The 24,456-nt window shown below is 67.4% G+C and carries 22 protein-coding genes; 9 read left to right on the forward strand and 13 right to left on the reverse strand.

Going from position 1 to position 24,456, the window contains the following annotated elements:
• Nucleotides 1-1,008: a LacI family DNA-binding transcriptional regulator gene (locus POS15_RS19415; protein ID WP_046273075.1), complete on the reverse strand. Its 1,008-nt coding sequence runs from the start codon at nt 1,006-1,008 to the stop codon at nt 1-3.
• Between the two features lie 342 nt (nt 1,009-1,350).
• Here POS15_RS19415 and POS15_RS19420 point away from each other — a divergent pair, with 342 nt between their 5' ends.
• On the forward strand, nt 1,351-3,882 hold the full coding sequence (locus tag POS15_RS19420; RefSeq protein ID WP_102788612.1) for a glycoside hydrolase family 3 protein: 2,532 nt from the start codon (nt 1,351-1,353) through the stop codon (nt 3,880-3,882).
• A 177-nt stretch (nt 3,883-4,059) separates the two neighbouring features.
• Here the strand turns inward: POS15_RS19420 and rho are convergent, their stop codons facing one another.
• Both rho and trxA read right to left on the reverse strand, forming a co-directional pair.
• Nucleotides 4,060-5,874 (reverse strand): transcription termination factor Rho, encoded by a 1,815-nt coding sequence (gene rho / locus POS15_RS19425; RefSeq protein WP_284128703.1) that lies wholly within the window; start codon nt 5,872-5,874, stop codon nt 4,060-4,062.
• Between the two features lie 222 nt (nt 5,875-6,096).
• Nucleotides 6,097-6,426 carry a thioredoxin TrxA gene (trxA, locus tag POS15_RS19430; RefSeq protein WP_019183509.1) on the reverse strand — a complete coding sequence of 110 codons (330 nt, stop codon included), beginning with the start codon at nt 6,424-6,426 and terminating at the stop codon, nt 6,097-6,099.
• Between the two features lie 558 nt (nt 6,427-6,984).
• Here trxA and rhlB point away from each other — a divergent pair.
• The 6 genes from rhlB to rpoH all read left to right on the forward strand — a co-directional run bounded on the left by rhlB (nt 6,985) and on the right by rpoH (nt 13,290).
• Entirely contained in the window at nt 6,985-8,697 is a 1,713-nt protein-coding gene (gene rhlB / locus POS15_RS19435; protein ID WP_102788611.1) for an ATP-dependent RNA helicase RhlB, read from the forward strand.
• Between the two features lie 104 nt (nt 8,698-8,801).
• On the forward strand, nt 8,802-9,488 hold the full coding sequence (ftsE, locus tag POS15_RS19440; RefSeq protein ID WP_019183511.1) for a cell division ATP-binding protein FtsE: 687 nt from the start codon (nt 8,802-8,804) through the stop codon (nt 9,486-9,488).
• Nucleotides 9,485-10,435 (forward strand): permease-like cell division protein FtsX, encoded by a 951-nt coding sequence (gene ftsX, locus POS15_RS19445; RefSeq protein ID WP_284128704.1) that lies wholly within the window; start codon nt 9,485-9,487, stop codon nt 10,433-10,435. Before ftsE ends, ftsX begins: the two co-directional genes overlap by 4 nt.
• Nucleotides 10,436-10,442: 7 nt before the next feature.
• Nucleotides 10,443-11,285, forward strand: a complete 843-nt coding sequence (locus POS15_RS19450) for a response regulator (protein WP_284128705.1) — start codon at nt 10,443-10,445, stop codon at nt 11,283-11,285.
• Nucleotides 11,282-12,001 (forward strand): uracil-DNA glycosylase, encoded by a 720-nt coding sequence (gene ung, locus POS15_RS19455; protein WP_284128706.1) that lies wholly within the window; start codon nt 11,282-11,284, stop codon nt 11,999-12,001. Before POS15_RS19450 ends, ung begins: the two co-directional genes overlap by 4 nt.
• 413 nt (nt 12,002-12,414) lie before the next feature.
• Nucleotides 12,415-13,290 carry an RNA polymerase sigma factor RpoH gene (rpoH, locus tag POS15_RS19460; RefSeq protein WP_019183519.1) on the forward strand — a complete coding sequence of 292 codons (876 nt, stop codon included), beginning with the start codon at nt 12,415-12,417 and terminating at the stop codon, nt 13,288-13,290.
• Between the two features lie 222 nt (nt 13,291-13,512).
• Here rpoH and purD read toward each other — a convergent pair whose 3' ends face one another.
• From purD to prmA, 6 genes are all read right to left on the reverse strand, one after another.
• Nucleotides 13,513-14,799: a phosphoribosylamine--glycine ligase gene (gene purD, locus POS15_RS19465; protein ID WP_284128707.1), complete on the reverse strand. Its 1,287-nt coding sequence runs from the start codon at nt 14,797-14,799 to the stop codon at nt 13,513-13,515.
• Between the two features lie 93 nt (nt 14,800-14,892).
• Nucleotides 14,893-15,831, reverse strand: a complete 939-nt coding sequence (locus POS15_RS19470; protein ID WP_284128708.1) for a hypothetical protein — start codon at nt 15,829-15,831, stop codon at nt 14,893-14,895.
• A 17-nt stretch (nt 15,832-15,848) separates the two neighbouring features.
• Complete coding sequence (purH, locus tag POS15_RS19475) at nt 15,849-17,432, reverse strand: bifunctional phosphoribosylaminoimidazolecarboxamide formyltransferase/IMP cyclohydrolase (protein ID WP_284128709.1); 1,584 nt, start codon at nt 17,430-17,432, stop codon at nt 15,849-15,851.
• A gap of 175 nt (nt 17,433-17,607) precedes the next feature.
• On the reverse strand, nt 17,608-17,883 hold the full coding sequence (fis, locus tag POS15_RS19480; RefSeq protein WP_026069829.1) for a DNA-binding transcriptional regulator Fis: 276 nt from the start codon (nt 17,881-17,883) through the stop codon (nt 17,608-17,610).
• Between the two features lie 113 nt (nt 17,884-17,996).
• The gene (locus POS15_RS19485) at nt 17,997-18,914 is read right to left on the reverse strand and encodes a DUF3426 domain-containing protein (RefSeq protein ID WP_284128710.1); all 918 of its coding nucleotides are present in this window, start codon (nt 18,912-18,914) and stop codon (nt 17,997-17,999) included.
• Between the two features lie 30 nt (nt 18,915-18,944).
• Nucleotides 18,945-19,865 (reverse strand): 50S ribosomal protein L11 methyltransferase, encoded by a 921-nt coding sequence (prmA, locus tag POS15_RS19490; protein WP_284128711.1) that lies wholly within the window; start codon nt 19,863-19,865, stop codon nt 18,945-18,947.
• A gap of 187 nt (nt 19,866-20,052) precedes the next feature.
• On the opposite strand from prmA, the gene POS15_RS19495 reads away from it, so the two are divergent.
• Complete coding sequence (locus POS15_RS19495; RefSeq protein ID WP_019183528.1) at nt 20,053-21,015, forward strand: hypothetical protein; 963 nt, start codon at nt 20,053-20,055, stop codon at nt 21,013-21,015.
• Nucleotides 21,012-21,386, forward strand: a complete 375-nt coding sequence (locus POS15_RS19500; protein WP_284128712.1) for a hypothetical protein — start codon at nt 21,012-21,014, stop codon at nt 21,384-21,386. The genes POS15_RS19495 and POS15_RS19500 overlap by 4 nt, the downstream gene beginning before the upstream one ends.
• 172 nt (nt 21,387-21,558) lie before the next feature.
• Here the strand turns inward: POS15_RS19500 and accC are convergent, their stop codons facing one another.
• From accC to aroQ, 4 genes are read right to left on the reverse strand one after another with little or no spacing between them, the layout of a single operon-like run.
• A complete protein-coding gene (gene accC, locus POS15_RS19505) occupies nt 21,559-22,926 on the reverse strand; it encodes an acetyl-CoA carboxylase biotin carboxylase subunit (RefSeq protein WP_019183530.1) in 1,368 nt (455 codons plus the stop codon).
• A gap of 10 nt (nt 22,927-22,936) precedes the next feature.
• Nucleotides 22,937-23,425: an acetyl-CoA carboxylase biotin carboxyl carrier protein gene (gene accB, locus POS15_RS19510; protein ID WP_019183531.1), complete on the reverse strand. Its 489-nt coding sequence runs from the start codon at nt 23,423-23,425 to the stop codon at nt 22,937-22,939.
• A 54-nt stretch (nt 23,426-23,479) separates the two neighbouring features.
• Nucleotides 23,480-23,902 (reverse strand): lysozyme inhibitor LprI family protein, encoded by a 423-nt coding sequence (locus POS15_RS19515; protein WP_070426076.1) that lies wholly within the window; start codon nt 23,900-23,902, stop codon nt 23,480-23,482.
• Nucleotides 23,902-24,351, reverse strand: a complete 450-nt coding sequence (gene aroQ, locus POS15_RS19520; protein WP_284128713.1) for a type II 3-dehydroquinate dehydratase — start codon at nt 24,349-24,351, stop codon at nt 23,902-23,904. Before aroQ ends, POS15_RS19515 begins: the two co-directional genes overlap by 1 nt.
• Nucleotides 24,352-24,456 lie beyond the last annotated feature (105 nt).

A 24,456-nucleotide genomic window follows, 5' to 3' on the forward strand; every position in this document is an offset into this window, starting at 1 on the left:
TCAGCGGCGACGCGGGGGGTGCGTGGATTCGCGCACCAGCACCGCATGGTCGACGGTGACCATGACCCCGGCCTCCGGGGAGCGGATGCGGTCGATCAACTGCTCGGTGGCCAGCCTGCCCATGGAGGCGGTCGGCTGGCGCACGGTGGTCAGCGCCGGGTAGATGTGCCCGGCGATCGGCGTGTCATCGAAGCCGCAGACCGACAGGTCGCGGGGAATGCGCAGGCCGCGCTGCCCGGCGACGCGGAACACCGCGGCGGCCATGTCATCGTTGGCGGCGAAGATCGCGCTCGGCGGCTCTGGCAGGTCCAGCAGTGCATTGGCCGCCTCGATGCCGGATTCGAACGAGAACTGCCCGTTGACCACCAGCGCCGGATCGTAGGCGATGCCGTACTGGCGCAATGCCTGGCGGTAGCCGGCCAGACGCCACTGGCAGGCCCCGTGCGCGCGCGGGCCCTTGATATGGCCGATGCGGCGATGCCCCTGCGCGACCAGATGACCGATCAGTTCAACCACTGCGGTGGTCTCATCCATGCGCACGCCGATGCAGCCGTCCGGATGCCGCGGTGCGATGGACGCATACGGAATCTCATGCTCTTCCAGGTAGGCCAGCACCACCGCGTCATCGGTCAGCGGCGGGATCAGCACCACCCCGTCCGGGCGCGAATTCTCGAACAGCGCAGCCAGGTCGGGCAGGGTGCGGCGCGCCGTGCCGACCGGGCCCAGGATCAGGTTGTAGTGGTGGGCATGGCACGCCTCCAGCATCCCGTTCTGGATTTCCATGAGGTAGTTGCGCGAGGGATTGTTGTAGACCAGCGCCAGTGCATACGAGCGCTGCCCGGCCAGGCTGCGCGCGGAGAGGTTGGGCTTGTAGCCCAGCCGCGTCACGGCGGCCAGCACCCGCTCGCGGGTTTCCGCGCGCACGTTGGGCTCGTTGTTGAGCACGCGGGAGACCGTCTTGATCGATACACCCGCAACGGCGGCGACATCCTCGATACGACTACGCATGGTGCGGGGGTTCCTCTCGGAGGGGCGGGCGGCCAGGTGCCGATGGTAGTGCGCGTGTGTCACATCGATGTTGCCGATGCAGGCGGATGTTGCCATGCCGGCGACGTGCGTGGCGGGTTCGGGTTTTCCATGCCGCGATGCAGCAGTTCAAGCACGGCCTGGACATCATCTCCGGTGGTGATCCCCGCTGCAGCGGGACGCCGTTCGCAAGCGGGGCCGCGGGCGGTTGACAGCGTTGCCATGGGCTTATATGACAGCGCTGTCAGAGAGGGGCGCTGACCGCTGCCCGGCTGCGGTCCCGCCCGTTCCGTTCGCGCGTATTTCATCAGAGGAAGATGTCCAGTGACCAGCTCCAACAAGACGATTCTCGCTACCTGCCTGCTGGCTGCGCTGGCCTCGACGGCCGGTGCCGCACCGGCCACCGGTGAACGCCTCAAGGACTGGCCCCATGTGACCAGCGCGATCGGGCCGGATGCTGCGCTGGAGGCGCGGGTGCAGGAGATCGTGGCGCAGATGACGCTGGCGCAGAAGGTGGGCCAGATGACCCAGCCCGAGATCAAGATGATCACGCCCGACCAGGTCCGCCAGTACTACATCGGCTCGGTCCTCAATGGCGGCGGCTCCTGGCCGGGCATGGACAAGCACGCCACGGTCGCGCAGTGGCTGCAGTTGGCCGATGCGTATCGGGCGGCCTCGCTGGCCACCGATGCGCGCACACCGATCCCGGTGATCTGGGGTACCGATGCAGTGCACGGCCACAACAACGTCTACCGTGCCACGCTGTTCCCGCACAACATCGGGCTGGGCGCGGCCGGCGACGCCGCGCTGATCGAGCGGATCGGCCGGGCCACCGCACACGCGGTGCGTGCCACCGGCATCGACTGGGTGTTCGCGCCGACGCTGGCAGTAGCGCACGATCCACGTTGGGGGCGCACCTACGAAAGCTATTCCTCCGACCCGCACGTGGTACGGGAATTCGCCCAGGCCTACGTCAAGGGTGCGCAGGGGCGCTTCGGCGACGACGGCAATGTCGTTGCCACCGCCAAGCACTACATCGGCGATGGCGCGACCGACAGCGGCCGCGACCAGGGCGAAGCGCTGGTCGACAAGGCCACCATGATCAACGTGCACGGGCAGGGCTACTACGGTGCGCTTGGCGAAGGCGTGCAGACGGTGATGGCCTCGTTCAACAGCTGGAACGACCGCAGCGGTGGCGTCGACTACGGCAAGATGCACGGCAACAAAGCGCTGCTGACCGGCGCGCTGAAGGAGAAGATGGGCTTCGACGGTTTCGTCGTCTCCGACTGGAACGGCATCGCCCAGGTGCCGGGCTGCCGCAACGACAGCTGTGCGCAGGCGATCAACGCCGGCATCGACATGGTGATGGTGCCCGACGACTGGAAGGCCTTCATCGCCAATACCATCGCCCAGGTGGAGAGCGGGGAGATCCCGATGGCGCGCATCGATGATGCGGTCACCCGCATCCTGCGCGTGAAGCTGCGCGCGGGCCTGTTCGATCACAAGCCGTCCGACAGCCGCCATGCCGGTGACGTCGCCGCCGTGCAGCACCGTGAGCTGGCGCGCCAGGCCGTGCGTGAGTCGCTGGTGCTGCTCAAGAACGAGGCCAAGGTGTTGCCACTGCGCCGCGATGCGCGGGTGATGGTGGTCGGCAAGAGTGCCGACAACCTGTCCGATCAGTCCGGTGGCTGGTCGCTGACCTGGCAGGGCACCGAGAACCGCAATGCCGATTTCCCCACTGCCGATTCGGTGCTGGGTGCGCTGCGTGCCGAACTTGGCGCACAGAAGGTTGCCTACAGCGCCGATGCGACGGCGCTGGATCCCGCGCAGTTCGACGTCGTGGTGGCCGTGATCGGCGAGACGCCATATGCCGAAACCAACGGCGACATCCTCGCGTCCGATCCGGTCAGCCACAGCCGTGCCTATCCGCAGGATCTGGCCGTGCTGCGCGCGGCCCAGGCCAGTGGCAAACCGGTGGTGACCGTGTACTTCTCCGGGCGCCCGATGTACACCAACGATCTGCTCAACCACTCCCAGGCCTTCGTGGCGGCGTGGTTGCCGGGTACCGAAGGCAAGGGCATCACCGACGTGCTGGTGGCTGGCAAGGACGGCAAGCCCGCGCATGATTTCCGCGGGCGGCTGAGCTTCCCGTGGCCGGGCGTGCCGTGCCCGGCGCCGATCGACCGCCCGGATCCGAAGCAGCCGCCGCTGTTCGCGCTTGGCCACGGCCTGAGTTACCGCACCCCGGGCAAGGTCGACCGCCTGCCCGAAGCCAACCCGGACAACTGCGGCGAGGTCACCACGGTGCCGATCTTCAACCGGGCCGACACGCCGCCGTTCGCGCTGCATGTGGCGGCCGCTGGTGCCACCCAGCCGCTGGGCAACGACCTCAACGCCACGTTGCGCTGGCCGGCCGCCGCGCCGGTAGTGCAGGTACGCACCGTGCAGATCAATACCCAGCAGGATGCCAAGGAAGTGACCTGGCTGGCGCCGGCGCAGTTGATCGCACGCAGTTCCTCGCGGCGCAACCTGGGTGCGCTGGCCCGTAATCACGGCGCGCTGCAGTTTGACGTGCAGCTGGTGCAGCGCCCGGTGTCGCCGGTGAAGGTGACCATGCAGTGCGGTACCGGCTGCGAGGGCGGCGTGGATATCGCGCCGGTCCTGGCCACCCTTTCGCCGGGGCAGAAGCAGACCGTGACCGTACCGCTGGCGTGCTTTGCCAAGCAGGGCGTGGACCTGGGTGCGGTGGAAGCACCGTTCGTGGTGAGCGCCGACAAGCCGTTCGCGGCGGCGTTCACCCAGGTGCGCGTATCGGTGGATGCAGACAATGCGGCGGGCGGGGTGCGCTGCCCGTAGCGCCGGGCTCTGTCCGGCCGGCGTTCGGCGGAGGATGTGTGGAGCCGGCCAGCGGCCGGCACTACCTGCGTGGTGTGGGGATGCGTGGAGCCGGCCAACGGCCGGCACTACCCGGGCACCCCTCAACGAAAAAGGCCCCGCGATGCGGGGCCTTTCTCTGTCCGGAAGATGCGCCTATCAGCGCTTCATCGAACCGAAGAACTCGTCGTTGGACTTGGTGTTCTTCATCTTGTCGAGCAGGAATTCCATCGCGGCCATTTCATCCATCGGATGCAGCAGCTTGCGCAGGATCCAGATCTTCTGCAGCAGTTCCGGTTCGATCAGCAGGTCTTCGCGACGGGTGCCCGAGCGGTTGATGTCGATCGCCGGGAACACGCGCTTTTCAGAGATGCGGCGGCTCAGGTGCACTTCGCTGTTGCCGGTGCCCTTGAACTCTTCGTAGATCACCTCGTCCATCTTGCTGCCGGTATCGACCAGCGCGGTGGCGATGATGGTCAGGCTGCCGCCTTCCTCCACGTTGCGCGCGGCGCCGAAGAAGCGCTTCGGACGGTGCAGGGCGTTGGCGTCCACACCACCGGTGAGCACCTTGCCGGAGCTGGGCACCACGTTGTTGTAGGCACGCGCCAGGCGGGTGATCGAGTCGAGCAGGATCACCACGTCCTTCTTGTGCTCGACCAGGCGCTTGGCCCGCTCGATTACCATTTCGGCGACCTGCACGTGGCGCGCAGCCGGTTCGTCGAAGGTGGAGCTGATGACTTCGCCGCGCACGGTGCGCTGCATTTCCGTCACTTCTTCCGGGCGCTCATCGATCAGCAGCACGATCAGGTGCACGTCCGGATGATTGGTGGTGATCGCCGTGGCCACCTGCTGCATCATCATCGTCTTGCCGGCCTTGGGCTGGGAGACGATCAGCGAACGCTGACCCTTGCCCTGCGGTGCCATCAGATCGAGGATGCGGCCGGTGATGTCTTCGGACGAACCGTTGCCGCGTTCCAGGGTGAAGCGCTTGCGCGGGAACAGCGGGGTCAGGTTCTCGAACAGCACCTTGTTCTTGGATGCTTCCAGCGGCTCACCGTTGATGGTGTCCACGATCGACAGCGCGAAGTAGCGCTCGCCGTCCTTCGGGAAGCGGATGCGGCCGGACAGGTGGTCGCCGGTGCGCAGGTTGAAGCGGCGGATCTGGCTGGGCGAAATGTAGGTATCGTCCGGGCCGGCCAGGTAGCTGGCTTCGGCCGCGCGCAGGAAGCCGAAGCCGTCCGGCAGGATTTCCAGCACGCCGTCGGCGGCAACGCCGTCGCCATGACGGGTCAGCACCTTGAGCAGGGCGAAGATCACGTCCTGCTTGCGGGCACGGGCCACGCCTTCGGAGATCTGCAGCTGTTCGGCGATTTCCAGCAGCTTCTGTGCCGGCATGCGCTTGAGGTCACTCAGCGAATAGACCGGGAAGCCTTCGGGCACGTTGGCCTGCTGGCTGCGCACGAACGGCTGCTGTTCGCCGTTGTCCTGCGGCATGCCGTCGTCGTTGTAGCGATCGCCACCGCGGTTGCGGTCACGGCGATTGCGGAAACGGTCGCGGCGGTTGCCTTGGCCCTGACCCTGGCCTTGGCCCTGGTTCTGGCCCTGACCCTGACCCTGCTGGTACGGGTTCTGCCCGCCCTGCTGGTTCTGGTTTTGGTTTTGGTTTTGGTTCTGGTGCCGGCCATTCTGGTTGCGCTGGCCACCGTCGCCGGTGTCCTGCTGACCACCGCCCTGCGAGGGCGATGCGTCTCCACCGGCAGGAGCTGCCGGCGCCGATGCCTGCGGGGCTGCCGAAGGAGCAGCAGCCGGCGCCGGCGCGTCAGACGCGGCAGCCAGAGGCAGAGCGGGTTGTGAGGGGGGGGAACCTGCCTCGGCAGCGGTGTTGGCGGCGGCCTTGGCGACGCGCGGCTTGCGCACGCGCTTCTCGGCGGGCGCGTCGGCGCTCCCGGGTTCGGAAGTAGTGATATCGGACAAGTGCTGGATTCCTCGCTAGAAGGTGCGAGCGCCCGGCAGGGCGGCGAACGTTGGGAAAGGATCTGGAAGGAAACTGCGTCCAGAAGATGCGGCGCGCGAATGCGGCCGGATATGCCGACACTAACACCGGCTCGCGGCAGCGCGCAAGCCGGGTGGGGCAGGGTCATTCATGCGGGCGATGGGCCCGCGTGGCAGCCGGACGGGGCCGGCTGCCTGCAGCGATCAGGCCAGGGCCTTGTCGAGCATGCCGGCCAGCTGGGCCTTGCCGACGGCACCGATCTGCTGGGCCTGGACTTCGCCGTCCTTGAACACCAGCAGCATCGGGATCGAGCGCACGTGGTACTTGGCGGCCAGGGCACGGTTCTGGTCCACGTTGACCTTGGCGATCTTGGCGCGGCCGTTGTAGGCGTCAGCCAGTTCGTCCAGGGCCGGGGCGATCATCTTGCAGGGACCACACCATTCGGCCCAGAAATCGACCAGTACCGGTTCCTTGGAATTCAGCACTGCGCTATCAAAGTCGGCGTCGCCGACATGTACAACCTTGTCGCTCATCTTGGTTTCTCGTCTGGTAATGCACCCGGCAGGGCCGGAGGAAGTTGAATTTGGGCAACGCCAACCGGGCGTCACCCTCGTCTGGTGCCTCGTGGCCGCGGGCGGCCAGCGGTGCGTTCGGCGGATGCCTGGACGCTCACGGGGCGCAGTGTACCGCTATCGCCGTGACCGGACAGACGCTGGTTGGAAAGAAGCGTCCCGTGATCGCCCACCTGCGTTATCGCGACGATCCTGGTTGATATGCGGGGGCTGGCACGACGCTTCCAGCCCCTTCCGCCGCCCCGTTCAACCGGCGGCAGGGCCGGTGAATGCGAGGTGGAGAGCCTTCCAGGGCCTGAAACCTGCCGCAAAAGCACGCCGGGCGGACATTCTCATGGCGCTGCGCGACGGGTGATCCCGGTTTGACGCCGACATTGCGCTAAACTGGGGCATTGTGCGGCGCCCTGGACCTGGAGTCCGGCCCTGCCAATCCCGGCGCAGGGGCCGTTTGCGACGGTGCCCCCCAAGATTGCAAGCCACCCCGCACCTCTGCCGGGATGGCCTTACCAAGACGGACTCATGAGCGACAAACCGCTGACCGATTTGACCTTCTCCTCCTTCGAGCTGCATCCGGCCCTGCAGGCCGGCCTTGAAGGAGCCGGATTCACCCGTTGCACGCCCATCCAGGCGCTGACCCTGCCGGTCGCGCTGCCCGGCGGCGACGTCGCCGGCCAGGCCCAGACCGGTACCGGCAAGACCCTGGCCTTCCTGGTCGCCGTGGTGAACCGCCTGCTGACCCGCCCGGCGCTGGCCGACCGCAAGCCGGAAGACCCGCGCGCGCTGATCCTGGCGCCGACCCGCGAGCTGGCCATCCAGATCCACAAGGACGCCGTGAAGTTCGGCTCCGACCTCGGCCTGCGCTTCGCGCTGGTCTACGGTGGCGTGGATTACGACAAGCAGCGCGAGATCCTGCAGCAGGGCGTGGACGTGATCATCGCCACCCCGGGCCGCCTGATCGACTACGTCAAGCAGCACAAGGTGGTCTCGCTGCATGCCTGCGAGATCTGCGTGCTCGACGAAGCCGACCGCATGTTCGACCTGGGCTTCATCAAGGACATCCGCTTCCTGCTGCGCCGCATGCCCGAGCGCACCACGCGCCAGACGCTGCTGTTCAGCGCCACGCTCAGCCACCGCGTGCTGGAGCTGGCCTATGAGCACATGAACGAGCCGCAGAAGCTGGTGGTGGAGAGCGAATCGATCACCGCCGCCCGCGTGCGCCAGCGCATCTACTTCCCGGCCGACGAAGAGAAGATCCCGCTGCTGCTGGGCCTGCTCTCGCGCAGCGAAGGCGCCCGCACCATGGTGTTCGTCAATACCAAGGTGTTCGTCGAGCGCGTCGCGCGTTCGCTGGAGAAGGCCGGCTACCGCGTCGGCGTGCTGTCCGGGGATGTGCCGCAGAAGAAGCGCGAAAGCCTGCTCAACCGCTTCCAGAAGGGCCAGCTGGAAATCCTGGTGGCCACCGATGTGGCCGCCCGCGGCCTGCACATCGACGGCATCAAGTACGTCTACAACTACGACCTGCCGTTCGATGCGGAAGACTACGTGCACCGCATCGGCCGCACCGCGCGGCTGGGCGAAGAGGGTGATGCGATCAGCTTCGCCTGCGAGCGCTACGCGATGGGCCTGCCGGATATCGAGGCCTACATCGACCAGAAGATTCCGGTCGAGCCGGTCACCAGCGAAATCCTGACCCCGATTCCGCGCGCGCCGCGTGCACCGTCGCCCGAAGGCGAGGGTGATGCCGAGGGCGACGAGAACGAGAGCGTCGGCCAGATCTTCCGTGAAGCGCGCGAAGCGCGTGCGGCGGAAGAGCAGCGTCGTGGCGGTGGCAGCAGCCGCGGCGGCAAGCCGTCCGGCGGTCGTGGCGAGCGCCGCGCCCCGGGTGAGCGCAGTGCCGATGGCAAGCCGCGCCGTGAGCGCAAGCCGCGCGTGGAAGGCGAGCAGCCGGTGGCTGCCGCCGCCGATGCCGTGGCCAAGCCGCAGCTCGCACCGATCGCCGCCCCGTCCGCCGAAGGCAGCCCGGCCGTGGAAGGCGAGCGCGCCCCGCGCAAGCGTCGTCGCCGTCGCCACGGCCGTCCGGTCGAAGGTGCCGAAGGCGCGGCAGCCACCGGCCCGGTGACCCCGGTGCAGGTGACCGCCAAGCCGATGCGCGGCACGCCGGCCGCCGATCCGGGCGCCTCGTTCCTGACCCGCCTGGGCCGCAAGATCCGCCGGATGCTCTCCGGTTCGTAAGACCTGACGGCTGAGGTAGTGCCGGCCGCTGGCCGGCGCTACCGATCAGCCCCCCATCAGGTTGCCGTTACCTACGCGCCACCCTCGTCCTGCATAATCAGGGGATGAGCGTCCTGCGTTTTGACAATGTCAGCAAACAATATGCCGGCGGCCACCAGGCACTGGTGGACGTCAGCTTCGATGTCGCCCCCGGGGAAATGCTGTTCGTTACCGGTCATTCCGGTGCGGGCAAGAGCACCCTGCTCAAGTTGATCCATCTCGACGAGCGGCCCAGCCGCGGCGCGGTGATCTTCGATGAGCGCAACCTGCTGAAGGTACGCGGCGGCAGTATTCCGCGGCATCGGCGCGAGGTCGGTGCGGTCTACCAGGACCACCGCCTGCTGATGGACCGCAGCATCGCCGAGAATGTCGCCCTGCCGCTGATCCTGCGTGGCACCCGTCGCAACGAGATCGGCAAGCGCGTGCGCTCGGTGCTCGAACGGATGGGCCTGGGCCATCGCGAAAAAGCGCTGCCCTCGCAGTTGTCGGCCGGCGAGCAGCAGCGCGTCGGCATCGCCCGTGCGATTGTCGGCGAGCCCAAGCTGCTGGTCGCCGATGAACCAACCGGCAATCTTGATCCGACCCTGGCGGCAGAAATCATGGCGTTGTTCGCCGAACTGCCCGACCGCGGCACCAGCGTGCTGGTGGTCAGCCACGATCTGGCCCTGCTGCGGCGCATGCGCAAGCGCGTGCTGATCCTGGACCACGGCCGCCTGGTCGATGACATCTCGCCGCAGGACCTGGCCGAATGAATACCCCGGTGACCAAGGAAACCGCCGCGCCATCGCGCCTTGGCGTGTGGCTGCACCACCACGGCCACAGCGTGGTCTTCAGCCTCGGCCGCGCGTGGCGCAAGCCGTGGGCGACCCTGCTGACCGTGATGGTCATGGCACTGGCGCTGGCCCTGCCGCTGGGCCTGTCGATCGCGCTGGACAACCTCAAGCACTTCGCTGGCAGCGTGCAGCAATCGCGCGACATCAACCTGTTCCTCAAGACCGATGCCGGTGCCGATGCGGCCGGCCAGGTCGCCGAGACCCTGCGCGGCCGCGCCGATGTGGCCAACGTCACCGTGCAGACACCCGAGCAGGGCTTGGCCGAGCTGCGCGAGAGCGCCGGGCTGGGCGAAGCGATCGATGCGCTGCATGACAACCCGCTGCCGACCCTGCTGATCGTGACCCCGGGCGAGGGCGCTGATGACACGCGCCTGGCACAGTCGCTGGAAGGCCTGCCGCAGGCCGATCTGGTGCAGCACGATGCGCTGTGGCGCAAGCGCCTGGATGGCTGGCTCGGATTCGGCACGCGCCTGGTGCAGGTGCTGTCGGTCCTGCTCGGCCTCGGCGCCGCACTGGTGGTCGGGAATACCGTGCGCCTGGACATCCAGGCCCGCCGCGATGAGATCGGTGTGCTGCAGCTGCTCGGTGCCAGCGATGGCTTCATCCGTCGCCCGTTCCTGTACCTGGGCGCGTGGTACGGCCTGGGCGCCGGCGCGGTGGCGCTGGCCCTGATCGGTGCCGCCGGGCTGGCGCTGCGCCCGCCGCTGGCGGCGCTCTCGCAGAGTTATGGCAGCCCGTTCGTGCTGCATGGTCTGGACCTGCTGCATTCCTCGTTCGTGCTGCTCGGCACCGTAGTGCTGGGCTGGCTGGGCGCCTGGCTGGTGACGGGACATTTCCTGCGCCAGACCCGTCCCACCGAAACCTGAGCCCCGCATGCGCCCGCAAGCCCTCAAGCACCTCGTCGACGACGCACCGCGCGTGATGGTCGTCGACGGCTCCAAGCTGGTCCGCAAGTTGATTGCCGATGTGCTGCAACGCGAACTGCCGACGGTGGAGGTGGTGGGCTGCGCGAGCATCGCCGAGGCGCGTGCGGCACTCGACGCCGGGCCGGTCAGTCTGGTCACCACCTCGCTCACCCTGAGCGACGGCGACGGGCTCGACCTGGCGCGCATCGTGCGCGACGCGGCGGGCCAGGCCTATGTGCCGGTCATCGTGGTGTCCGGCGACGCGCAGCAGCATCTGGAGCAGCGTCGCTTCACCGAGTACGTCACCGACTACTTCGACAAGGCGCTCGGCCACGAAGCGCTGGCCACCTTCATCCGCGGCTATGTCCAGCCGGAGACGATTCCGGGCGCGACGATCCTGTATGTCGAGGACAGCCGCGTGGTGGCCGAGGCGACCAAGCGCATGCTCGAACGGCAGGGCTTGAACGTGCTGCACGTGCTGACGGCCGAAGACGCCTTCGCGCTGCTCACCGCCGAGTCGCTCGGCCGCAGCAGTCACCGCATCGATCTGGTGCTCACCGATGTCACGCTCAAGGGCGAACTCAGTGGCCGCGATGTGGTGCAGCGCGTGCGCGTGGACTTCGGCTACGGCAAGCGCCGCCTGCCGGTGCTGGTGATGACCGGCGACGGCAACCCGCACAATCAATCCGGTCTGCTCCAGGCCGGTGCCAACGATCTGGTGCAGAAGCCGATCGAAGAGCGGCTGCTCATCACCAAGGTGCTGTTCCAGCTGCGTCTGTCCCGCCTCAACGACAAGCCTGCAGTGCGATGAATGACGATGTAGTGCCCAGCATCCAGCTCGAACCGAGCTGGAAGACGCGTATCGGTGATTACCTGCTGCGCCCGGACATGCGCGAACTCTCCGCGTTCCTGCGCCAGCGCAAAGCAGCCGGGGCGCAGGTGTTCCCGCCTGGCCCGCAGATCTTCGCCGCGTTCGACGCCACGCCCTTCGACCAGGTCAAGGTGGTCATCCTCGGCCAGGATCCGTATCACGGGCATGGCCAGGCCCACGGCCTGAGTTTCTCGGTGATGCCGGGCGTACCGGTGCCGCCATCGCTACTGAACATCTACAAAGAGATCGAGGCCGATCTGGGCATCCCGCGCCCGGACCACGGCTGCCTGCTGCCGTGGGCGCACCGTGGGGTGCTGCTGCTCAATGCGGTGCTGACCGTGGAGGCGGGCAACGCCGGCTCTCACCAGCGGCGTGGCTGGGAGGGCTTCACCGACCATGTGGTGGACACGCTCAACCGCGAGCGCGAGGGCCTGGTGTTCCTGTTGTGGGGCAGTTACGCCCAGCAGAAGGGCAAGGTCATCGATACCGGCCGGCACCGCGTGCTCAAGGCGCCGCATCCTTCGCCGTTGTCGGCGCATCGCGGCTTCCTGGGCTGCCGTCATTTTTCGATGGCCAATGACTACCTGCAGCGCCGCGGCAACGCGCGCATCGACTGGTCGCTGCCGCCGCGTGCCGCGCTGGAGCCGGCGGCGTAATCACTGGCGGTCGTCATCTGGACGGCCAGCATCGCGATGATGGAGTGCGCCACCTGCCGCTTGCGGGTTGAACATGGCGGGCTATTACCAGGCGTCGGTGGGTTTGGGCCTGCCACGCGTAGCGGTGGCGCAGGGGGTAGAGCCAGGCCATGCCTGGCTGAACTGCCGACAACCTTTCCGGGCTGAATGGGCGCATCCGGCAGCCTGTTCAGCCAGAAAACACGCGCCAGCGCCCAATTCATCCGTCTATCTTGTTGATTTCATGGAGTTTGATGGTTTGTTTCCAGCCTCTCGCCACTGTCATCATTTCGCGGTACGTTAGGGGTGTCTTCGGTGCCAGCGTCCCATGAACAGAACGCTGGAACTTCTTTCCCCTTTAGCAGTCCAATTCCGGGACTGCTAAGATGAGTGCTATGAGCCAGAACACCTCTACTGCCCTTGTGGCAAACAATCTCCCGATTCCCAGTGCGCTCGGTTCGCTGGACGCCTACATCGGTGCCGTGCACCAGATCCCGGTGCTGTCGGTCGATGACGAGCAGGATCTGGCCCGCCGCTTCCGCGACGAGCTGGATCTGGACGCCGCGCGCGAGCTGGTCCATTCCCACCTGCGCTTCGTGGTGCACGTCGCCCGTGGCTACAACGGCTACGGCCTGGCGCTGGGCGACCTGATCCAGGAAGGCAACATCGGCCTGATGAAGGCGGTGAAGCGCTTCGACCCGGACATGGGCGTTCGCCTGGTGTCGTTCGCGGTGCACTGGATCCGTGCGGAAATGCACGAGTTCATCCTCAAGAACTGGCGCATCGTCAAGGTCGCCACGACCAAGGCGCAGCGCAAGCTGTTCTTCAACCTGCGCAAGTCCAAGACCCGCCTGGGCTGGATGAACGCGGCCGAAGTCAGCGCGGTGGCCAAGGACCTGAACGTGTCCGAGCGTGAAGTGCTCGAGATGGAGTCGCGCCTGTCGGGTCGCGATATCGGTTTCGATCTCTCCAGCGATGACGATGACGATCATGCGCCGCCGTCGCCGGCTGCCTACCTGCGCGCCAACGAAGAAGATCCTTCGATGGCGTACGAGCGGATGGACAGCGAAGACAATCAGCTGCAGCTGCTGCGCGAAGGCATGGCCGAACTGGATGCGCGTTCGCGCGACATCATCCGCCGTCGCTGGTTGGATGCGGACAGCAAGGTGACGCTGCAGGAGCTGGCCGATGAGTACGGCGTGTCCGCCGAACGCATCCGCCAGGTCGAAGCGAATGCCCTGAAGAAGATGAAGGCGCTGTTTACTGCGTGATGCAGTGACTGGCGTGGTCACGCGAAAAGGCCCGGTTTGATGCCGGGCCTTTTCTGTTCTGGCAGCACTGCACCCGTGTTTGCCCACTGATCTTTCCGACAGCCGGGCACGCCACGTGCTGATGAAACGACCGGAAAGGCCTCGACGCCGTCCTCTAGAACAACGGCCCGGCAATGCCGGGCCGTTGCGCTGTACGGCAGCCGTCGCTGCCCTTGACCCGCCTCAGCCCTGCTCGCGCGCGATCGCCCGCCAGCCGATATCACCGCGGTGGAACTCATGCGCCCAGTGGATCGCACCGACGCCGGCGTAGGCGTTGCGCTGTGCTTCGCCCACCGTGCCGCCCAGTGCAGCCACGCACAGCACACGGCCGCCGGCGCTGAGCACCTGGCCCTGCGCGTCCAGCGTGGTGCCGGCATGGAACACCTTGGCCGTCGCGGCGACAGCGTCCAGGCCGTGGATCACGTCACCGGTGATCGGGGTCTCCGGATACGGCGAGGCCGCCATCACCACGCCCAGCGACGGGCGCGGGTCCCACTGCGCCTCCACGGTATCCAGGCGCTCGTCGATCGCCGCTTCGACCAGATCCACCAGGTCCGACTGCAGGCGCAGCATCACCGGCTGGGTTTCCGGATCGCCAAAGCGCACGTTGAATTCGATCACCTTCGGCGCGCCATTGGCATCGATCATCAGGCCGGCATAGAGGAAGCCGGTGAACGGAATGCCGTCGGCGAGCATGCCCTGCACGGTCGGGTTGACCACCTCGCGCATCACGCGCGCATGTACTTCATCGGTCACCACCGGGGCTGGCGAGTAGGCGCCCATGCCGCCGGTGTTGGGGCCGGTGTCGCCGTCGCCGACACGCTTGTGGTCCTGCGAGGTCGCCATCGGCAGCGCGGTCCTGCCGTCCACCATCGAGATGAAGCTGGCTTCTTCGCCGTCCAGGAATTCTTCGATCACCACGCGGGCGCCGGCATCACCGAACGCATTGCCGGAGAGCATGTCGCGCACCGCGTCCTCGGCCTCGGCCAGCGTCATCGCCACGATCACGCCCTTGCCGGCGGCCAGGCCATCGGCCTTGACCACGATCGGGGCGCCCTTCTCGCGCAGGTAGGCCAGCGCCGGTTCGATGTCGGTATGCACGGCATAGAACGCGGTCGGGATCCCGTGGCGGGCCAGGAAATCCTTCGCGTACGCCTTGCTGCCTTCCAACTGCGCGGCGGCGGCGGTGGGCCCGAAGATGCGGTGCCCGGCGGCGCGGAAGCGATCGACCACACCAGCCACCAGCGGCACTTCCGGGCCGACCACGGTCAGGCCGATGCCTTCGGTGCCGACCAGCGCCAACAGACCGTCCAGATCGGTGACCTTGACGTCCACGTTGCGGCACTTGGGCTCGGTGGCGGTGCCTGCATTGCCGGGGGCGACGATGACCTCACGGACCTTCGCGGACTGGGCCAGCTTCCAGGCCAGGGCGTGTTCGCGGCCGCCAGCGCCGATGACCAGGATCTTCAATGCAGTTCTCGCGTAAGAGGGCAGGAACGTGATTTTACGCGGTGCGGGCGGCGGGTGCATTGGGGCGGTCGGTGGCCGTGGCAACCCACGGCCTCAGCTGTCGGCGCAGCCGTCGCGCTGGAGGTCGTCCGGCACCGGATACGCGCGCTGCCGGGCATCGAAGATGAGGTGGTAGAACGCGGTCGCCGGGCCCGTGCAGTCGTGGCCGCTGGCACGCACCGTCAGCGGCCAGTAGCCATCCACGGCGTTGCTGTCGCCCACCGTCGTGCTGAAGTCGACCGAGAACACGCCCTCGCCGCAGTCGGCCGGATGGCCGTCACAGCGGTGCAGGGCAAGATTGTCGAGGTGATCGCGGTACCGGGCGACATCGCGCAGACGATGATTGTGTTCGGCGATGTAACTGCGCCAGACGCGCCGATGGCCGCGCCGGTGTTCTTCGTGGGTGATCTGGAAGGCATGGCGCTGCGGGCCAAGCTGCGCGATCTGGACCGTACCGGGTGCGCCGTGGCGCCCGTATGGGCCCTGCAGGCGCTGGGCCATCACCAGCAGCGGATCCTTCTTGGCAGGCAGTGGGGCGAACATGCCGCCGCGGTTGGCCTCTCCGTCGTCTGTGCCCACGCGCAGCACATACAGATCGACCCGGCCCGGCTCGACCGTGGCTGCGTCGTCCAGGGTCTGGCACACCGCGAGCAGGGTCTGCTCATGACCGTCGGCCGTGACCGTGTCACGCGCGCACACGCTGCGGGTGACCGGGCGTAGTGCCTCGACCTCGGTGTCCTCCCACGCATCCTTCCACGGCGCATCCAGGACGGCCTTGTCGCCATAGCGCGTGCGAAGGAAGGCCAGCAGGCGCTGGGTGTGATCGCCCCGGACCCGGACGGTGTCTTCCGGCTGCGCCGTGGTGTCGAGCACGCGGTGTGGTTTGGCCGGTTCGGAAGACGCCCCCGGTTCACTGGCAGGCGTGCAGCCCAGCACCCCCGCAGCAGTGGCGATGACCACCGCTGCGAGGCGATTGCGGAGCGAGGACGACATCCGTGTCGATCCCCCCATCAGTGGCGGAAGTGACGCACGCCGGTGAAGACCATCGCCAGGCCATGTTCGTCGGCCGCGGCGATCACTTCGTTGTCGCGCATCGAGCCACCCGGCTGGATCACCGCCTTGATGCCGGCCGCAGCGGCGGCATCGATGCCATCGCGGAACGGGAAGAACGCATCGGAGGCCATCACCGAGCCTTCCACCACCAGGTTCGCATCGGCGGCCTTGATGCCCGCGATGCGCGCCGAGTAGACGCGGCTCATCTGGCCGGCGCCGACACCGATGGTGCGGTTGTCCTTGGCGTACACGATGGCGTTGGATTTGACGAACTTGGCGACCTTCCAGGCGAACAGCAGATCGGCGAACTGCTTGTCGGTCGGCGCCAGCTTGCTCACCACGGTCAGTTCGTCGCGGCTCATGCCGCGGTTGTCGGCGCTCTGCATCAGCAGGCCCGAGCCGATCCGCTTGGTGTCGTAGTTGTTGCGGCCTTCGCCATGCGGAATGCGCAGCACGCGCACGTTGGCCTTTTTGGTCGCGTATTCCAGCGCGGCCGGCTCGTAATCCGGAGCGATCAGCACTTCGACGAACTGGCGGTCCAGGATCACCTTGGCGGTGGCCGCGTCCAGCGGCTGGTTGAAGGCGATGATGCCGCCGAAGGCACTGGTCGGGTCGGTCGCATAGGCCAGCTCGTAGGCATCGCCGTTGCCGGCGCCCACGGCCACGCCGCACGGGTTGGCGTGCTTGACGATCACGCAGGCCGGAACGTCGAACTGACGCACGCATTCCCACGCGGCATCGGCGTCGGCCAGGTTGTTGTAGCTCAGTTCCTTGCCCTGCAGCTGCTGGAAGGTGGCCAGCGTGCCCGGCACCGGGTACAGGTCGCGATAGAACGCGCCGCTCTGGTGCGGGTTCTCGCCGTAGCGCAGATCCATCACCTTCACGAAGTTCGAATTCATCTGGGCCGGAAACTCCGCGCGCACCGGCACGGCGGTGTCGGTGGTGGTCACGGCCGAGAGGTAGTTGCTGATCGCCGCGTCGTACTGGGCTACGCGGTTGAACGCGGCGACCGAGAAGGCGAAGCGCTTGGCGGCAGAAAGCTTGCCGTCGTTGGCGTCCAGTTCGGCCAGCAGTTCGGCGTACTGCGACGGATCGGTCGCCACCGCCACGCGGGCGAAATTCTTCGCGGCCGAACGCAGCATCGCCGGGCCACCGATGTCGATGTTCTCCACGGCGTCTTCGAGGGTGCAGTCCGCCTTGGCGGTGACCGACTCGAACGGATACAGGTTCAGCACCAGCAGATCGATCGCGCCGATGCCGTGTTCGGCCATGACGGCGTCATCCAGCCCGGCGCGGCCGAGCAGGCCGCCGTGCACCATCGGGTGCAGGGTCTTGACCCGGCCATCCATCATTTCCGGGAAGCCGGTGACGTCGGCGACATCTTTCACTGCCAGGCCAGCCTCGCGGATCGCCTTGGCGGTCCCGCCGGTGGAGAGCAGCTCCACGTTGCGCGCAGCGAGGGCGCGGGCCAGGTCGATCAGACCGGTTTTGTCGGAAACGGACAGCAGGGCCCGGCGCACGGGCAGCAGATCGGAACTCATGGGGGCAGGAGATCGAAGCGGAGCGGGGCCATATTGTAGGCCAGTGGCGCTGGCATGGCCGCGTTGGTGGTCACCACGACGGCCTGCGGGCCCCTGAAACGACGAAGGCCGGTACCGAGGCGTGCTCGATCCGGCCTTCTTTTCCTCGGGCACGATGCGCGCGCCCGGCCCGGCATCAGGTGGTGATGCCGTATTCCTTCAGCTTCTTGCGCAGGGTGGCGCGGTGGATGCCGAGCATCGAAGCGGCGCGGCTCTGGTTGCCTTCGCAATGGTTGAGCACTTCCACGAACAGCGGGATTTCCATCTCGCGCAGCACGATCTCGTAGACATCGTCCGCATCGCAGCCATCCAGGTCCCGCAGGTAGCGCCTGACCGACTGGGCCACGTGTTCGCGCAGGGGTGGCTTGGGCGCGCCACGACTGTTGTCAGGACGAGAAAGGACAGCGTTCAAGGAGTTTCCCGGTGCAAGAGCCGGGGCGGACAACAGCCCACGGCGGAATGATGATGGGGTCAGTCTAGCGCGTGCGTGGGCCGCCTGCCACGCTCTGGCAGCCCGGCGGTGCCTCAGAGGAACTCAAAGGTGAATGCGACCGTAGACGCCGCAGGCTCCCGCACGCGGAAGGCGATCTGTGCGCTCTGGCCCGGTTCCAGCGTAGCGGCCGGGTCCGTCGCGCGATCCAGATAGTCGGCCGGCGCGAACACATTGGTGCCGATCACGCGGCCATCGGCATCGGACAGGGACAGCCGCAGCGACGGCCAGGCCTGGGCCCAGCGTGCATCGTTGCGGATGCTCGCCTGCACCTGCAGCGCGCCGGCCACGCCGGCAACGGGGCGTACATCGCGGCTGAGCATGCTGAAAGCGGTCGGCTCGCGCCAGGCCGGCAAGGCGCAGCGCAGCACGCTGCACAGCCCGGTAATCCAGGGCCGCGTGCCGGCATCGGCAGCCAGCCGGGCGCGGTCGGCCACCGCGATCTGCACCAGCAGCAGCGCGGCCAGCCCGGCAACCATGCCCCACTGCCAGCGTGGCGTGCGCAGGCGCGCACCGGGCAGGCGCAGGAAACTCGGCGTGGTGATCGCGTCGGCTTGCGGCAGGGCAGCCGTGGCCGGGGTGGGTGCGTCCCCGCCCAAGGCGCGCCCGTCATCGGACAGCGCTGTCGAAGGCGATGGCGCTGGCGCCTGCGCCTGCCCGACCGGCGCGGCTGCGGGCGCCGCGTCGGCGACGAACCGGTATGCGGCATCAGCGTCGGAGTCGACCCCGATGCCAGGTGCCGGCGCGGACCGCTGCGGCGCATGCAGCGGCTGTGCATCGATCACCTGTTCCACCGCCAGCGGCGCGATGCGATCGCCCACGGATGTCATCGACGGCGCAGGCGGCGTGTCATCGGGTACGGCCGGACGATCCGCCGGTTCGGCCGGGGCCGGCGCAGACGGACGCAGGAACGTGGCGAGCGGGCGTCGCGGCGGCATCGGAGGCTCGGACATGGGCAAGGGACCGGGCAGGGGACGGGCTATTCAAGCACGGCGGACGCCGGTGATGCGCATCCAGTCGCCATCCTGTGCCACGGCCAGCTGCTCGAAGGCCGGGGCATAGCGCTCCAGCAGTTCACCTTCCTGCCCGTGCAGGATGCCCGACAGCGCGATGCGACCGCCCGGGGCGACGCGCGCGGCCAGCACTTCGGCCAGTGCATCCAGGGCCGAGGCGAGGATGTTCGCCACCACCACCGGGTACGTGGCCTGCGGTTCGTCCTCCGGCAGATAGACCTGCACCCGGTCCTGAAGACCATTGCGCTCGGCGTTGTCACCGGTGGCGATCACCGCCTGCGGGTCGTTGTCCACGCCCACCGCGCGGGCAGCCCCGAGCTTCAGCGCCGCCAGGGCAAGGATGCCCGAGCCGCAGCCGAAATCGAGCACGGTGTTGCCGGCCAGCGCGCCTTCGGTGGCCAGCCCGTCCAGCCAACGCAGGCACAGCGCGGTGGTGGGGTGGGTGCCCGAGCCGAACGCCAGGCCCGGGTCCAGGCGGACCACGGCGGCATCCTCGGCCTGCGCGGCCTCCGGCAGGTCGTGGTTCCACGGCACGATCCAGGTGCGGTCGCCGAAGGCCATCGGCTGGAACTGGTCGATCCAGGCGCGTTCCCAGTCTTCGTCGGCCACGGCGCGGAAGCTGGCATTGGCCCAGTCCAGGCCCGGATCGAAGGCGTCCAGCGCGGCCAGCAGGGCCAGCGCATTGGTGTCGCCCGGGAACAGCGCGGTCAGCACCAGGTCGTTCCACAGTGGCGTCTCGCCCACGCCCGGCTCCAGGATCGCGCGCTCGTTGCTGGTGTCGGCATCGGCATCGAGCAGGGTCACCGCCAGCGCGCCCACGTCGTCCAGCGCATTCTCATAGCGCGGCTGGGTGGCTTCGGTGCAGTGCAGGGTGAGTTCCAGGAAGGGCATGGGGCAGGGGACCGGCGGAAAACCGTGCATGTTAGACCAGTGCGGGCCGATGGTCCCGGCGGCCGCGCGGCGCGGGCGTCTCGCCGGCCGGTAAGATTGGCCTGACAGCCGGTTCAGACAGCCTCGCGGCTGCTTGCTAAACTCGGCGTTCTGCTGTCAACCGCTGACAGCCTGTGACGTCCTGCCCATGGCGCTCGTGCCGACCCTGAAAACCTGGTTGCTGGTCGTACCGGCCTTGGCGTTGCTGGGGGTGGTGGGCTATCGCGCGGGCGATCGGGTGCTGCACGCCGAACCGGCCACCTCGCAGGTGGATGGGCCGCAGGCCGGCGAGGCCACCAGCGCGGTTCCGGCCGAAGCGCGGCAGCTGGCCCGGCGTCTGCTCGGCAGCGAGCGCGGCACCGCGGTGGCCTCGGGCCTTCCGCTGGACCTGCGCGCGGATATCGAAGGCGACACCGACCTGTTCGCCTACGCGCAGCGGCTGCAGTTCCAGGCCGCCAATGGCAACGCCGAGGCCGGGTGGATGGTGAGCCGGGTGTACGACTACTGCGCCATGTACGCGATGGACCCGGGCGGTTACCAGCTCGACAACACCCTGCTCACCGGCATGGGCATGAGCGCGTCGGCACCGATGGTCGCCGCGCGCGAGCGCGTGTCGCGCCGCTGCGCGGGCTTCGTCAGCAGCGATAATCTCGGCCGCCCGTTGATCCTGACCCAGCGTCTGGAGGCTGCCAAGGCCGGCAACCTGGCTGCGGAGGCGTCGCTGTTCGCCGAAGGTCATCCGCTGGAAACCGCCCCGGCCTATCGTCGCGGCCTGGTCGAGCGCGTGATGGATTCGCGCGATCCGGAAGCCTTCATGGCGCTCGCGCCAGGCATGGGTCAGCGCGCCAGCGGGGACAGCGCGATGAGCGGCCTGGTGGCCGGCGATCAGTTCAGCGAACTGGCCTGGCGGCTGGCGGCCTGCGAACTGGGTATGGCCTGCGGCCCGGACAGTGTGCTGATGAACAATTTCTGCGCGAACGGAGGGATCTGTTCGCAGAACGGTGGGCAGGACTTTGCCACTTTTGTGTATGACGCCGCGGTATCGCGGCAAGGTGCGGGGAAAATGAACGTGTTGGTCGAAGAGCTGGTCAAGCAGAGGAATGGGCGATGAATTACCGTCGAATCCTGCACGGTGCGAAATTCTGGTTCTGGGTGGCGTTGTTCCTCGCGTACTCGGCCGGAGCAGTGGGCCTGGTGATGATCGATACCTACGATGATCGTTACCGAAGCCTGTCCAAGGTGCAGTTGACCTCGGTCAAGGCCGATGCCGAAGTGCGTCGTGCCGGTGCCAGTCAGGTCGCTGCGGTGTATCGCGCGCAGAGTGGCATGCCGTTCGCTTCGTTGCCGACCGGTAGCACCTTCCAGGTGGTGTGGCCGGATGGTTCCACCGAGACGATGGTGATCGTCGATCCGACCTCGTCGCTGGGCGTGGAGCCGGTGAAGAATTCGCAGGTCACCGCGGCCGATACCGCCAAGCGGTAAGCACGCGCGGCATGCCCCGTCCTGCGGGGCCGCGGCGTGCCTTCGCCATGGCTCGGGTCAACCAACCCCGGCTTGGCGCCACCGGCATCGCGGGCCATGGCAGCTCGGTTCGCGCAAACAAAAAGGCGGGGAAATCCCCGCCTTTCTGCTGTCCAGCGTCCCGCGCAAGCGATCAGGTCAACGCGATCGACTTGTTCTTGCGTTCGGCCAGGCGCTTTTCCAGGTAGTGGATGTTCTGTCCACCGGCCTGGAAGCCCTTGTCGCGCATGATGCGCTGCTGCAGCGCGACGTTGGTCTTGATGCCGTCCACGACCAGTTCGCTCAGCGCCACGCGCATGCGCGCGATCGCGGTCTCGCGATCCGGGCCGTGCACGATCAGCTTGCCGATCATCGAGTCGTAGTTCGGCGGCACGCGGTAACCACTGTAGATGTGGGTATCCACGCGCACACCGGGGCCACCCGGCGGATGGAACGCGGTGATCTGGCCCGGGCTCGGCACGAAGGTTTCGGCATCTTCGGCGTTGATGCGGCATTCGATCGCGTGGCCGGTCAGCACCACGTCGCTCTGCTTGATGCTCAGCTTCTGGCCGGCGGCGATGCGCAGCTGCTCGCAGACCAGGTCGATGCCGGTCACCATCTCCGTCACCGGATGTTCCACCTGCACGCGGGTGTTCATTTCGATGAAGTAGAAGCGACCGTCTTCGAACAGGAACTCGAAGGTACCCGCGCCGCGGTAGCCGATGCGGATGCAGGCTTCCACGCAGACCTTGCCGATCTCGTCGCGCAGCTCGGCGGTGATGCCCGGTGCCGGCGCTTCTTCCACCACTTTCTGGTGGCGGCGCTGCATGGAGCAGTCGCGTTCACCGAGGTGGATGGCGTTGCCCTGGCCGTCGGCAAGCACCTGGATCTCCACGTGGCGCGGATTCTCCAGGAACTTCTCCATGTAGACCTGATCGTTGCTGAAAGCGGCCTTGGCTTCGGACTTGGTGGTCTCGATCGCCGCCTTCAGCGAGGCCTCGGCATGCACCACGCGCATGCCACGACCGCCACCGCCACCGGAGGCCTTGATGATGACCGGGTAGCCGATTTCACGGGCGATCTTGGTGTTGGCCACGATGTCGTCGGTCAGCGGGCCGCCCGAGCCGGGCACGCACGGCACGCCGGCCGCCTTCATCGCGCGGATCGCTTCCACCTTGTCGCCCATCAGGCGGATGGTGTCGGCCTTGGGGCCGATGAAGATGAAACCGGATTCTTCCACGCGCTCGGCGAAGTCGGCGTTCTCCGAGAGGAAGCCGTACCCCGGGTGGATGGCCTGCGCGTCGGTGACTTCCGCCGCAGCGATCAGGGCCGGGATGTTGAGGTAGCTCTCCGAGGACGGTGCCGGACCGATGCAGACCGACTCGTCGGCCATGGCCACGTGCTTGAGGTTGCGGTCGACCGTGGAATGCACAGCCACCGTGCGGATGCCCAGGGTATGGCACGCGCGCAGGATGCGCAGCGCGATCTCCCCTCGGTTGGCAATAACGACTTTGTCGAGCATGGACTAATCCTTAGCCGATCACGAACAGCGGCTGGTCGAATTCGACCGGCTGGCCGTTTTCGCCCAGGATGGCGACGATGGTGCCGGAAACATCGGCTTCGATCGGGTTGAACATCTTCATCGCTTCGATGATCGCCAGCGTTTCACCGGCCTTGACGGCCTGGCCGACCGACACGAAGGCCGGCTTGTCCGGCGAGGACGAGGCGTAGAACGTGCCGACCATCGGCGCGCGCAGCACGTGGCCGTCCGGCAGGGCGTTGCCGGCCTTGGCGGTGCCACCGGTGGAGGCTTCGGTCGGCGACTGCATCGGCATCGCCGGGGCAGCGGCCTGGGCCGGTGCCGGGGCCATCATCATCTGCGGCTGGGCCTGCACCATGCCGTAGCCGGAGACGGGCGCGCGCGACAGGCGCACGGACTCTTCGCCTTCCTTGATTTCGATTTCGGCGAGGTTCGACTCTTCCAGCAGGTCGATCAGCTTCTTGATTTTGCGGAGATCCATAGGGGCCTCTGTGGTCTTGATGTCAGTGGAGAGGGAAAGCGCGGTGCGCTCGGGTCAAAGCAGTTCGTAGAAATCGCGCAGCTGCCGCGTACGGTCGCGCGCGAGGGTGGTCAGGCAATGCATCTGCGCGCCATTGCGCGAGGTGCCATCGGCGTTGAAGGCGTAGACCGCGTCGCAGTCGTGGTCGCGCAGCTGCATCCACGCGCGCTGGGCCAGGACCAGCTGCTTCTCGGCATCGGCGCAGTGCGTGCAGGCGCCTTCGGCAGCCTGGCTGCGCAACTGCTGGCGCGCCTGGGCGTACACCGCGTTCAATTCGGTATCGGCCTCGCTGGCCACATCCGAGGCGCACAGGTCTGATTCCATGGTGCCGCTCGGCTGCGCGCAGTCGATGCCTTCCGCGCTGCGATCAGCGGCGATGGCGGCGCCGCACAGGCAGCCCCACAGCGCGACGCTGGCCAGGACCCGCGGCAGCGTCATCACGCCGAAGCGGCCGCCAGCCGGGTCAGCGCTGCATCCATCGCGTAGCGATAGCTGTCCGCACCGAACCCACAGATCACCCCGACCGCCTTGTCGCTGAAATAACTGTGCTGGCGGAAGGGCTCGCGTGCATGCGGGTTGGACAGATGGATCTCGATGAAGGGCAGGTCCACCGCGGCCAGCGCATCGCGCAGGGCCACCGAGGTGTGGGTGAACGCCGCCGGGTTGATCAGGATGAAGGCGGTGCCGTCGTCCCGGGCGGCCTGCACGCGGTCCACCAGCACGTGCTCGGCGTTGGACTGCAGGTTCTCCAGGGCATGGCCCGCGGCCTGCGCCTGGGCCAGCAGGGCCTGGTCGATCTGCGCCAGCGTGGTGTGCCCATAGACCCCCGGCTCGCGCGTGCCGAGCAGGTTGAGGTTGGGGCCATGCAGGACCAGCAGTTTCGCCATGGGTGTCGAACAACAGGAAAGGGCGGAGTCTGGCGGAACTGGTGGATCGTGTCCAGTTCGGCGAAGTTACGCGTGTTTCAAACGGTTGTTTGAAATTCGCGTGCG

Origin of the sequence: Stenotrophomonas sp. BIO128-Bstrain, assembly GCF_030128875.1 — a bacterium.
GTDB lineage: Bacteria > Pseudomonadota > Gammaproteobacteria > Xanthomonadales > Xanthomonadaceae > Stenotrophomonas > Stenotrophomonas bentonitica_A.